Genomic DNA, 12,675 nt, shown 5'->3' with positions numbered 1-12,675 from the left:
CTTACGTAAGGGGGCTTAGCTTTTTGTTGTAGTACTTAGGAAAAAATTTTCGGAAAGCCTTAATGCTTTGATACGTAAGGGGTTTATTTAGCATTACCATCCCCTAATCAGAAACGAAGAGAGCAAAAAGATTGTATAATGATTGAAAAAAGATTTTCCAAGTCCATCTATTGGATGTCTTTTTCCATAAAAGAAGGCAGAAAACCGTTGCTGTCGAGTTCCCTTTACGAATTTTACAATAAATAAATAGGAGTTGCATAGAGTGGAAGAATTTATCCAACAAAAGAAAGGCGAGATGCTAGAGCTTATCGAACAGCTCGTTAATATTGATAGTGGTTCGTATGTAAAAGAAGGAATTGATCAGATTGGTTCGATTTTAAAAAAGCAGTATGAGGAAATGGGATTTGTTGTGGATGTTAAAAACGAAAAAGACTTTGGCAATCATTTACTGATTCAGCACAAAAATGCTTCGGATCCTAAGATCATATTAATCGCTCATATGGATACTGTTTTCCCAAAGGGGACCGTTGCGAAACGTCCATTTTATATAGAAGGAAGCCGTGCCTACGGACCGGGAGTAGTGGATATGAAATCGAGTCTTGTTGAGCTTCTGTATGCGATAAAAGCCTTAAACGGCGACAATCCGGAAATTTGCAAAAATGTCCAAATTCTTTTAAACGGAGATGAGGAAATTGGTTCTCCCTCTTCGCGACCGTTAATAGAAAAGCATTCAGAAGGAAAGGAATATGCCCTTGTTATGGAACCGGCAAGGAAGGATGGTTCACTAGTAACATCTAGAAGAGGTGGGGGCAGATACAAGCTCATTGTCAAAGGGAAAGCAGCCCACTCTGGAATAGAGCCTGAAAAAGGACGAAGTGCGATTGAAGAGCTTGCCTATAAAATCATTCAATTGCATAACTTAACCAATCATGAAAAAGGGATAAGTGTGAATGTTGGTTTAATAAAAGGTGGGTCATCTGTCAATACAGTATCAGACAGTGCAGTTGCGCAAGTCGATATTCGGATTTCAGAAATGGAACAAGCGGACTATTTGGAGAAGCGCATGAAGGAAATATGCTCAAAAACAGATGTTTCCGGTACAAAAATCAAGCTAGAAGGGGAAATTAGTCGTCCACTTATGGAGTTTAATGAACAAACAGAATCACTTCTTGAAATTATTAAAGATGTCGGAAAAGAGATCGGAATCAAAGTAAAGGATACTTCAACAGGTGGTGGCGGAGATGCCTCCTTTACCTCAGCGACAGGAGTGGCGACCATTGACGGAATGGGACCTGTAGGCGGAAACGCTCATAGCGAAAACGAGTACCTTGAAATTGATACCCTTCCAGAACGAACGCTGCTCCTCGCCAAAACCATTGAAAAACTTTCTGTGGAATAAAGAGAAAGAGGCTGGGAACATAACTCGCTTCAAATCATGGAAAGGTGAATCCTGAGGGACTCAAATTCACCTTTCTCTATTTTTGTAAGTTAATTTAGCCATTAACGCAAGACCTTCGATTTTCCTCGTACAAAAAAATCGAGTGAGACGCAAATTAGCCTTCAAGAATCCAATTAATTTCCGGTTTGTCTAAATTTTTACTATAAGACCTTTTTGCTCAACCATCTCTCACCCTTAAGCGGAATTTTTCCTGTTATCTCCTCACTGGAGTCCCTTTTAGGGAAAATAACGGAAGATTTTCCGCTTATGGAGGGCAAAATCGTTAATTTTGGCATGTTTTGACTGAATAGCAGGAATTTTTCCTGTTATTTCGGCTCTTTTTCATGATGCTTGCTCATTAAGCGGAATTTTTCCTGTTATGTTTTCATGCCGATAGGCCAACTGTTTATACGAACACGTTATCCACAAGTTGAGGGAATTTAACTAGAATCAAAAAGTCGTTACTACCGACTTTTTGACCCAGCTTCTTTGCGCACCTTAGAATATCACTCCTCTAATATGTACAAGAGTCAATAGCAGTAACACGGCATTTCCACCCACCCTAAGGGATTTTGTAGACATTGTGTATTGCAAGAGTCGCATGAAAAATTATTATGTGTCTAATTTATTATTTTTTCCTCTCAAATAATTTTCTTGTATCATTATGTGTAGAATTTAGATCTATATACTCTTTGTGTTGCGAAATGAAATAGTAGTGTATATTATAAAGGTGAATGTTTAAATTGTTGCAATATAAATCTTGATTGAAGCTGCACGAAGAAAAAGCTAATTTGCTGGAGTGGGTGTTGAATTGTGGATTTAAAAATAAAAGTGTTAGTTATCGCTCCATATCAAGGTTTGATGGAGTCAATTAAAGCAATGGAGTCAAAATTCACTGAATTTGAAATCATTATCCATATGGCAGACTTAACAGAAAGTTTAATGTTGCTGGAAACATATAAAGATGAAGCACTAGACTTTATTATTAGCCGTGGTGGAACCGCTGATTTGCTGAGAGAACATACAAGTATTCCTGTGATCGATATAGAAGTGTCTGGTTACGATATTTTACGAATATTAACATTATTAAAAGGGTATCAGCAATCGATGGAAATGATAGCATTTAAAAATATTATTCAAGGATTTGAATCGATTTCAAAGTTAATTGATATTGATATCACCTACACGGTAATTACACATAAAGATGAAGTGGAGTTAGCGATCCAGAAGGCGAAGCAAAATGAAGTGAAGATTGTTGTTGGTGATACGATAACAGTTCGATTAGCGAATGAGTTAGGAATGCAGGGAGTGTTGATTACTTCCGGGAGAGAATCGATTATTGAAGCTTTTGAAAAAGCAAAGCATATGTATCAGGCTCTCGAAAGAGTAAGTGAAGAAACGGTATTCTATCAAAATATTTTGTATGAAATAGATACACCTATCGCATTAGTGGAAGAGAACGGAACAATGCGTTTTGCAAATCATTCATTCTACAAAGTGTTACAAGTAGAGCAAGTTGTAAAGGATAGTGAGCTATCACTCTTTGAAATTCAGCCAGGTTTTAAAAAAATCATGGATTTTATAAAAAAAGGTTTAAAGCTCCAGTATCAATTATCAATTCAGGAAAACAATGAACTGTATGTAATAAAAGTTGACTATTTGCAGAGGACGAATCAGAAGCTTCTTTATGTGTTCTCATTGCAAAGAACAGAGGTATTCAAAGATGAGGTAAATATTGTTTTTTATCATAAAATGGATCACTTTCCACAGCTCTTGCTTTCTTCAACACTTTTTCATACTGCGGTAGATATTGGGGTGTCTAGAATTCAATCCCGTCAACCAATCGCAGTAAGTGGGGAAGAAGGGACTGGTAAAAGCATGTTTATCCAAGCTCTATTCAAGTCACATTTCCCTAAAAGTACTACGTTATTAGAGGTGAAGTTAGGGAAAGTAACGATGAAGAGCTTTAACCAATTGATGAAAATGTTAGAAACGGAGGAGGAGGCTTTAATATACATAAAAGGTATTGAAAACACATCAATGACTCAACAGGAAAAGATAATCCAGTTATACAAAAATATTAAGGCGCATCTTGTGTTTTCATTTATCGGTAGAAATGATGTTTTAGCTGATTATGAAAATAGCTTGACTCCAGAACTTTTCCAAATTCTTGATGAAAATCTCCTGTTTTTTCCTCCACTAAGAGAGAGGGAGGACGAACTCGAAGAAATGATTAAAACCTTTATTGTCCATTATAATGAACGATACGGAAAACAAATTGTTGGAGTCAGACCGAAAGTCATAGATGCAATGAAGCATCATCCTTGGAATGAAAATTTAACAGAACTAAAAAAAGTTATTGAAGAGTTTGTTAAAGCAACGACAGATGAATATATATCGGAAGAAGTATTGCCACTATTAGAGGAAAATCAAGTATCGGAAGGACAAATCATTAATCTTAACCAGCCGTTGTCAGAGATTGAGGCAGATATCATTAATATTGTGATGCGCCAGGAAAACATGAACCAGTCCAAAGTGGCGAAACGTCTCGGGATTAACCGCTCTACCTTATGGAGAAAGCTGAATAATAAATAAATGGGAAGAAACTAGTTGTTTAATGCTAGTTTCTTTTTTTGAAACAAGTGTTTTAAAATGCAACTATTTTCGAAAAATATATAAATAATAAAATAATATGTTGATTTTTAAACAATTTACCGTTATCTTAAAATTATGAAATAACAAACAACATATTTATAGATTTAGTGTTGTTATTTGCAACATTTTTGGAAACGTTTGCTTGGGTATTTATTGCTCCCCATGGGGATTTGGAATTGGAGGGGAAATCTTGAGGGTTGGAATTATAGCAGATGACTTAACTGGGGCTAATGATACAGGTGTTAAGTTTGCAAGAAAGGGATTGACTACTTCTGTATGGATGTCCAATGAAAGTCCTCTTCAGTCTGACTTAGATGTTCTAGTCATTGATACGGACAGTAGATCATTGTCTACTGAAGAAGCATATCAGCGCGTGAAACAAACTTCTTCATTAATAAAAAAAATGAACCCTGAAGTAATTTATAAAAAAGTGGATTCGACTTTGAGAGGAAATATTGGGATCGAAATTAAAGCTGTTTATGATAGCGTTCAACCCGATTTTATCATTATTGCTCCAGCGTATCCGAATAATGGTAGAACAGTTAAGAATGGTGTTCTCTTTATTGAGGGTAAGCCTTTACACGAAACTGAATTTGCTCATGATCCAAAAACTCCCGTATTTAGTTCAAACATCGCTGAAATGATTGAAAAGGATTCAAAGTTGCAGACAGGGATCATTACAATGGAGGATCTGGTTAAAGGTATGGAGCATATTCATAAAAGGATGACTGATTATTTTCAAAATCAAATTCCAGTATTGATATTTGATGCCGTTACAGACAAGGATTTGGAGAAAACGGCTAGTTTTGTAAATACCTCAGGCTATCAAGTAGTTTGGTCTGGCTCAGCAGGGTTAGCTGATTTTTTGATTGAAAGTTCTTCGTCCAAACAAAATGAAATTGAACTTAGTAGAAATCAGTACCCCGTATTGATGGTCGTTGGTAGTGTCCATAAAAATTCTCGAAAACAGCTTGAACTCGTTTCCTCAGATCCTTTCGTGAAATCCATTAAAGTAAATGCTCAAAGTGTTGTGGGTGGTGAAACGGCACTTTTAGAGGAAATAGAAAGAGTACTTACTGCTGTTAAATTAGGTATTGAGAAAAACGATGATATCGTCTTATATTCATCTGGAAATCCTGAAGAGATTAAACTAGCACAAGAAACAGGCGCATCTTTTGGAATGTCTGCTTCGATGGTTAGTGAAAAAATATCAGAAACATTAGGATACTTAACAGCAAAAATTTTAGAGGATTACGAGATTAATAGGTTATTTCTTACAGGAGGCGATACGGCAAAAAAGGTTTGTTTATCAATGGGCATTGATGAATTTAAGTTGCTGGATGAAGTTGAGAATGGAATTCCAATCGGTACTTTAGTCCATCCGAAAAATATTACTGTAATTACAAAGGCAGGTGGTTTTGGAGCGGAGAGTTCATTAATACAATCTTTGTCTATTTTGAGAGGGGGCAGGGTGAAATGCGGCCAATCATTGGCATAACAATGGGAGATGCAGCAGGAGTAGGACCTGAAATCATTATAAAAGCTTTACGGTCAAAGGAAATTTACGATAGCTCCCGACCGATTGTGATTGGGGATGCAAAGATATTAAAAAGAGAAGCTGCTAATTTAAAAGAGGATGTTATATTTAATATAATCGATTCACCAGCTGAAGGTATTTATAGGCAAGGTACAATTGATTGTATAGATTTGTCCTTATTGCCAGCGAATCTTCCTTATGGGGAAGTGAGTGCTGAAGCTGGGCATGCAGCTTTTTGTTATATAAAGAAAGCGGTTGCTTTGGCGTTGGATAAGGAAGTTGATGCAATTTGTACAGCACCTTTGAATAAAGAAGCGTTACATAAAGGGGGACATTTTTACCCTGGACATACAGAAATCCTTGCTGATTTAACCGGAACAGAAGATTTCTCCATGATGCTCTCAGCACCTAATTTAAAAGTCATTCATTTGACGACACATGTAGGTTTACTTAAAGCGATTGATTTAATTACTCCGGAGCGCACATATAAAGTTATTCGCTTAGCGCATAAGACATTGAAGAGAGCTGGGTTTGATAGAATTCGCATCGCTGTATGTGGAATCAATCCGCACGCTGGAGAAAATGGTTTATTTGGAAATGGTGAAGAAGAGGAAAAGTTAATACCTGGTATTGAAAAGGCGAAGGAAGAAGGAATCGATGTTTCAGGACCGTATCCTGCAGATACCTTATTTTTTAGAACAATAAGGGGAGACTTTGACATCGTTGTAGCATGTTATCATGATCAAGGGCATGGACCAGTAAAAGCGTTAGGGCTTGAAGCTGGTGTTAATATAACTGTTGGACTGAAAGAAGGCATCATTCGAACGTCAGTTGATCATGGTACGGCTTTTGATATAGCGGGAAAAAATTTAGCAGACGAAGGTTCATTGTTAGAAGCATTAAAAATGGCAACAGAACTTGCACCCAAAAATCGCTAGGAGGATATGTAAATGTTTAAACCATACGGCATAATTCCGGCTCTAGTGACTCCATTTAATGAGCATGGAAAAGTGGAAGAAAAGGTACTAAGAAAACTCATAAGCAATATGATTGAGGCAGGGTGCCATGGTGTATTTATTTTAGGTAGCAATGGGGAGTTTTTTTCATTATCAAATGAAGAGAAGATTGCAATTGCTAGAATCGCTGTCGATGAAGCTGGAGAAAGCGTTCCTATTTATGCAGGAACGGGAGGAAATAGTACAACTGAAGTGATAGAGTTGACAAAACAAATGGAAGAAATAGGGGTAAAGGCAGTATCTGTTATTACACCATACTTTGTTAAACTCTCGCAAGAAGAACTGAAAAATCATTATGAAACAATTGCTAAGTCAGTGAACTTACCGATTATCTTATATGATATTCCAGGTATGACAGGTAATCCCCTTGCGCCAACAACTGTCAGGAAACTAGCTGAAATCCCGAATATTGTGGCGATTAAAGACAGCAGTGGAAACTTTGACAATGTATTGAAAAATTTAGAGGCGCAAGGTCCAAATTTTACGGTCTTAGTGGGGACGGATTCATTAATCCTCCCGTCATTGATGGCTGGTGGTGGAGGAGCTATTGCCGCAACAGCAAACTTCCTCCCAAAGGTTGTGGTATCCATCTATGAGAAATGGAAAGAGGGCAATTTAGAGGGTGCTGAATTAGAACAAAGAAAACTAAGACCGATTCGTAATGCCTTTCAAAAAGGAAGTTTGCCTTCAGTTTTAAAAGAAGCAATGAATCTAGTAGGTCTTGCCGTTGGAGAACCTAGACTGCCAGTCCGGCCGGTAACGGAACCTGTTAAAGTTGAGATATACGGGATAGTTGAAAGTTACAAAGAACAAGGTGATATTTAATTACAAGTTACGATGTAAAACCAATTTTGATAGCGTTTACTCAATACGAATTAAAGGGGGAAAATGAAATGAAATTTAAGCATTTGTTTTTTGTATTAATATCATTAGCGATTATTTTGTCTGGGTGCAGTTCTAGCTCTTCTGGAGCAGAAAATGGAGATGGTGCTGTAAGCTTTCCTGAGAAGGATGTAAGAATTGTGATTCCATATGATCCAGGAGGTACAAGTGATTTAACTGCAAGAGCAGTAGCGGATGTAATTAACAAAGAAAAGCTATTTGATGAAAATGTAACAGTAGTAAATTTACCAGGGGCAAATACAAAAAACGGATTACAAGAAGTTTTGAAAGCAGATCCAGATGGACATACCATCTTGCTACATCACTCAACATTAAATGCGATGAATGCTGTAGGCCAGTTAGATATTTCATATGAAGATTATGAGCTAATTGGACAGGTTGCGTATACTCCGAATGTTTTAGTTGGAAATGCAAGTTCAGAATATAAAACTTTTGATGATTACTTACAAGCAGCAAAAGAAAACCCAGGAAGCATATCAGTTGGTGTACCTAATATTGGATCCACTGCACATTTAGCATATGAAGCTATTATTCAGGCAGTGGATGCTGAAGGACTATTTAAGTTAGTACCTTTCCAAAGTGTCGCAGACTTGATTACGGCACATCTTGGTGGTCAAGTGGATTTACGGATGGCGTCCACACCTGATTCCATCCAGTATGTTGAATCTGGCGATGCGATTCCGTTGGTTACTTCCAGTTTAGATAGACATTTTCATGAAGCCTTAAAGGATGCTGTTTCATTAGGTGAACTTGGAATGGACACGGATGTTGTTGTACGTTTTGGATTTTATGCACCAAAAGGTACTCCGCAGGAAGTACTGGATATTTGGGAAGAGACCATTCAAAAGGTATCGGAAACAAGCTCTTTTAAAGAAATGACAGAAACGAATGGAATGCAATCGGAATTTTTGAATATTGAAAAATTTACAGATATCAACAAGCAGGTGCAAGAACTATTTGATGGATTAGCAGATTCAATTGATTTAAATCAATAAATTGCTAGGAAGAAATGGTGCAGTAGCAACAAAAGGGCAGGATCTCGCTACTGCACTCTGGTATTTAAAATCAGTGGAAACATAGGCTGCATTTTTGTTCTCGTCTATTTTGATACGCTTGAACAGGTTGGTTTTCTTTAAATAAGGGGGCTACGTATGAAGAAAAATATGATAATTCAAGCTGCTTTGTTGATATGTGCCATTTTATTTTTGATTACATCGTCTAATATCAGTACGCTTGGCTTTAACGGGGATGTATTAAATCAAAAGAATTATGTCATCATTCTGTCTTGGCTCTTAATTGTTTTATCAACAGGTGGAGTGATTAGAGAGTATCTTTTACATCGTAAAAATAAGCATACAGAAGAGATTCAGTATGATGAGGAAGAAATGCAATCAGATGGAATTAAAATCAGTAATAATAGCAGAATGAAGATCGTTATTTCCATGATTTTATTATTTGTCTTTGTTTTAGGATTTACGTATATCGGCTATTATGTCACATCGCTGATATTTGTATTTTTGCTCACTTGGTTAATGTTTGATTGGGCAAGAAAGAAATGGGTCATCTCCTTGATGTTTAGCGTTGGATTAAACGGAATTCTCTTTATACTTTTTAATTTGATCAATGTCTATTTTCCTAAGACTTTATTATTTTGATGCTTGAAGTGGGAGGATGAAAAAGTGGATTTTTTAAGTATATTGTCAGACATAATTTTAAGTCCCACACTTATTTATGTGTTGATCGGAACGGTATTAGGGGTCATTTTTGGAGCTATTCCAGGTTTAACGGCAACTCTTGCTGTGGTTATGTTACTGCCACTAACATATGGAATGGACCCGTTGACAGGGATTGCGATGTTGTTGTCTGCATACATTGGTGGAATATCAGGTGGAGTTGTAGCCGCAATATTAATCGGCATGCCTGGAACTCCTTCATCCGTTACTACAGCATTTGATGGATATCCGCTCGCTAAAAAAGGAATGGGGACATATGCTCTTGGGATGGGAGCGATGTCTAATTTAATTGGTTCTCTTGTCTCTTTAGTATTTCTTATTTTGTTAGCTCCACAACTGGCAAAATTGGCATTATCTTTTACACCGTTTGAATATACGATGGTGATGTTGTTTGCCTTTGTGATGGTTGCTGGGTTAACGGGTGATTTTTACAAGAGCGCTATCGTTACTGTATTTGGATTAATATTGGCATCTTGGGGCTTTGATCCGATAAATGCTGCAGATCGTAATCCGTTGGGACTAGAATTTCTTAGCAATGGAATTCCTGCTGTGCCTGCAATGATTGGACTGTTTGTTATTTCGAGAGTGTTCGTTGAATTAGAGACAGACCAAAGTACACCAATTATTCCGAAAAGTAAGTCAAAACGTACGATTCCAACAATTAAGGATATGAAGGAATCAGCCACAAACTTTTCTCGTTCAAGCCTTATTGGTACTGCAATTGGTATATTACCGGGAATTGGATCCTCATTAGCAACGTTTGTAGCATACGACCAAGCGAAAAAGAGTAGTAAAAAACCTGAAACGTTTGGAAAAGGAAACATCCAAGGGGTCGTGGCTTCTGAAACATCTAATAATGCAGTAATCGGAGGTGCCTTAATTCCTTTGTTAGCACTTGGGATACCTGGTGATGGAGTAACAGCGTTGTTGCTTGGTGGCTTGCAAATGCACGGGCTACAGCCAGGGCCACTTTTGTTTACTAATCAGCCAGAATTCATGACAGGACTGTTTATTTCATTTTTTATTTCTGTCGTTATCATGTACATATTTATGGTAACAATTGGTGCGAAAATATTCCCATTTGTGCTTTCAGCAAAGAAAGTATACTTACTACCCATTGTATTAGTCATGAGTATTGCTGGTAGCTATAATATTGGCTTCCGTGTAGAGGACGTATGGATTATGGCGATCTTCGGCGTTATTGGATATTTCATGGACAAGTGGAATTTTTCTACATTGCCGCTTGTTATTACGTTGTTATTAGGAGCGAGTTTTGAAAAGTATTTAAGAAATGGTCTTATTCAGAGTGGTGGAGATTTAACTCCGTTCTTCACAAGACCGATTGCTCTTTTATTCTTCATTTTTACTTTATTAACCATATTTTTTGTAATAAAACCAAAGAAGAAAGTTAAAAATGCATAAACTACTTGTCATAAGAGGAACGTCTTTTATTGTAGCATTTATCATCTATTTGGCCTTTACAGTGTATCCTGTTGATTTTTTATGGACTGCTTTAACGTATGCCTCACTCCTCCTATTCTTGACGTCATTGATAGGAACTGAAAAATTCTATTTTGGGGTATCGACATTATTAATTGTTTGTTCAATCAGTGTGGTGCTATTGAAAGGCAAATCGCTGCTTCACATGATGGATGGATTCGCGGACTTATTAAAGTTAGTTCTTTTTATTAGTCTGATTCCTCTTATTTCTTATCCTGTTGGTGAATTTGTTAAGGATTTGAAAGTGTTCGTTGCAATGTTAAATAAAAGAGTATCTGCTTACAAGCTTGCTCATTATTTTAGTTTTTTTTGGCGAATCTAATTAACTTAGCAGCTATCCCTGTCGCAAGGGTGATTTTTATACACAAAGATCAACAGAGTGAAAGGCAACTTATCCTGGCAGAATTGCTCGGACGTTCTTTTGGGATTGCGATGATGGTAACTCCGGTGGGAGCGGCAATTGCGGTTGCGGTTGATCTGACGGGTACGAAGTGGATAACACTTTTGCCTATTAATCTTGTACTCGTTGTTGTTGCCCTTTGGCTATCTTATTATATGGCAAAGCGCAAGATGCCAATGGAGGAGGGCGTCAAAGAGGCTGTGGAATATGAAGGGAATTTTAATAGACGCCGATTAATGTTGGTGTTTACCCCTTTATGTGTCTACTTTCTTTTCCTATTTTTGATTGAAGCTCTTTTCCATTTTGGCATTATGGAAACCATTGTAATTAGCGTGTTGCCCTTTACATTTTTATGGAGTTTATGTTTGAGAGATGCGAAAGGCTGGCTTGATGGATTGAAAACGAGAATATTCATTGAGAATCCACAATCTTTTGGACTCTACGCTATTATCATTAGTGCCAGTCTATTTATTCATACGCTGGAGGCTACCGGATTGGATCTTACAGTGGTGCAACATCTTCCGTGGAGTGGGGTCAAAGAGGCAGCCTATTTTTATATTCCAATTACGATGTTGTTTATCTTTGCCTTATCCTCACTCGGTGTTCATCAATTTATCGGAATGATTTTTGCTGCGAAGTTAATTAATCCAGAGCTTTTTGGAATAAATGAGGCCGTGTTTTCGAGTGCATTATTAGTTGGGTTTGTAGCGGGGATGTTGGGAAGTGCTTTTAGTGGTGCCAATATTTTATTAAGTAGTTTATTGCCTCAAGCTTCGTCTTACCAAATAGGAAAAAACAATGGGTTATATGTTTTATTATTGATTAGCATATCTTCGGTTCTATTAATCTGTATTAATCAATTTATATAAGTTACTTGGAGAGGAGAAAGTGAAAAGATGGAAGGGATTATTACAGCAATGCTTACCCCTTTTGATGAAAATCAAAGAATTGATGAAGAGGTAACGAGAAATCATGTCAATCGGTTAATTAACGAAGGGGTACATGGCTTATTTATTCTTGGAACAAATGGTGAGTTTTTCAGCATGAGCAGTGATGAGAAAGTTGAATATGCAAAGATTGTGGTAGATGAAGTGAACGGGAGAATCCCCGTCTGTGCTGGTACTGGGGCAATTAACACGAATGAAACCATCGAACTGACGAAAAGAATGGAGCAAGTGGGGGTAGATAGTGTTTCAGTCCTTACTCCTTATTTAATGACAATTAGTCAAAAGGAACTTCTCAATCATTATAAAAGAATAGCTGTTGCTACTAAATTGCCAATGATTATCTATCATATGCCTGGTAGAACAAATAACACACTTACTCCGGACACAGTAGCAGAGTTAAGTAAGATTAGTAATATTGTTGGAATTAAGGACAGTACTGGGAATTTTGATCAAATCCTCAAATTTATTGAGGCTACCGAAGAGGATTTCGCTGTTTATTCGGGTGCTGATTCATTAATTTTGTGGACTTTAATGGCGGGAGGAAAA

General features: G+C 37.2%; 11 protein-coding genes. All 11 read left to right on the top strand.

Annotated features, from left to right (window positions below; translation table 11 throughout):
• Positions 1-262: 262 nt before the first annotated feature.
• Positions 263-1,399 carry a M20 family metallopeptidase gene (locus tag BMSHG_RS08530; RefSeq protein WP_019154025.1) on the top strand — a complete coding sequence of 379 codons (1,137 nt, stop codon included), beginning with the start codon at positions 263-265 and terminating at the stop codon, positions 1,397-1,399.
• A gap of 852 nt (positions 1,400-2,251) precedes the next feature.
• Positions 2,252-4,033 (top strand): sigma-54-dependent Fis family transcriptional regulator, encoded by a 1,782-nt coding sequence (locus BMSHG_RS08525; protein WP_019154024.1) that lies wholly within the window; start codon positions 2,252-2,254, stop codon positions 4,031-4,033.
• A 250-nt stretch (positions 4,034-4,283) separates the two neighbouring features.
• On the top strand, positions 4,284-5,591 hold the full coding sequence (locus BMSHG_RS08520) for a four-carbon acid sugar kinase family protein (RefSeq protein WP_019154023.1): 1,308 nt from the start codon (positions 4,284-4,286) through the stop codon (positions 5,589-5,591).
• Complete coding sequence (gene pdxA / locus BMSHG_RS08515; RefSeq protein ID WP_019154022.1) at positions 5,570-6,568, top strand: 4-hydroxythreonine-4-phosphate dehydrogenase PdxA; 999 nt, start codon at positions 5,570-5,572, stop codon at positions 6,566-6,568. The genes BMSHG_RS08520 and pdxA overlap by 22 nt, the downstream gene beginning before the upstream one ends.
• 12 nt (positions 6,569-6,580) lie before the next feature.
• A complete protein-coding gene (gene dapA / locus BMSHG_RS08510; RefSeq protein ID WP_019154021.1) occupies positions 6,581-7,471 on the top strand; it encodes a 4-hydroxy-tetrahydrodipicolinate synthase in 891 nt (296 codons plus the stop codon).
• 68 nt (positions 7,472-7,539) lie between these two features.
• Positions 7,540-8,544 (top strand): tripartite tricarboxylate transporter substrate binding protein, encoded by a 1,005-nt coding sequence (locus BMSHG_RS08505; protein ID WP_019154020.1) that lies wholly within the window; start codon positions 7,540-7,542, stop codon positions 8,542-8,544.
• A gap of 156 nt (positions 8,545-8,700) precedes the next feature.
• Positions 8,701-9,204 carry a tripartite tricarboxylate transporter TctB family protein gene (locus tag BMSHG_RS08500; protein ID WP_019154019.1) on the top strand — a complete coding sequence of 168 codons (504 nt, stop codon included), beginning with the start codon at positions 8,701-8,703 and terminating at the stop codon, positions 9,202-9,204.
• A gap of 24 nt (positions 9,205-9,228) precedes the next feature.
• Positions 9,229-10,704, top strand: coding sequence for a tripartite tricarboxylate transporter permease (locus tag BMSHG_RS08495; RefSeq protein WP_019154018.1), 1,476 nt, complete (start codon positions 9,229-9,231; stop codon positions 10,702-10,704).
• On the top strand, positions 10,697-11,104 hold the full coding sequence (locus BMSHG_RS08490) for a hypothetical protein (RefSeq protein WP_019154017.1): 408 nt from the start codon (positions 10,697-10,699) through the stop codon (positions 11,102-11,104). The genes BMSHG_RS08495 and BMSHG_RS08490 overlap by 8 nt, the downstream gene beginning before the upstream one ends.
• Positions 11,092-12,051, top strand: coding sequence for a hypothetical protein (locus BMSHG_RS08485; protein WP_148346896.1), 960 nt, complete (start codon positions 11,092-11,094; stop codon positions 12,049-12,051). Before BMSHG_RS08490 ends, BMSHG_RS08485 begins: the two co-directional genes overlap by 13 nt.
• Before the next feature lie 27 nt (positions 12,052-12,078).
• On the top strand, positions 12,079-12,675 hold a 597-nt coding region (locus BMSHG_RS28425), incomplete at its 3' end, for a dihydrodipicolinate synthase family protein (RefSeq protein WP_019154015.1).

Source organism: Robertmurraya massiliosenegalensis JC6 (assembly GCF_000311725.1).
GTDB classification, from domain to species: Bacteria; Bacillota; Bacilli; order Bacillales; family Cytobacillaceae; genus Robertmurraya; species Robertmurraya massiliosenegalensis.
The sequence above is the reverse complement of the archived record's forward strand: the minus strand, read 5'-3'. Positions and strand labels throughout refer to the sequence as shown.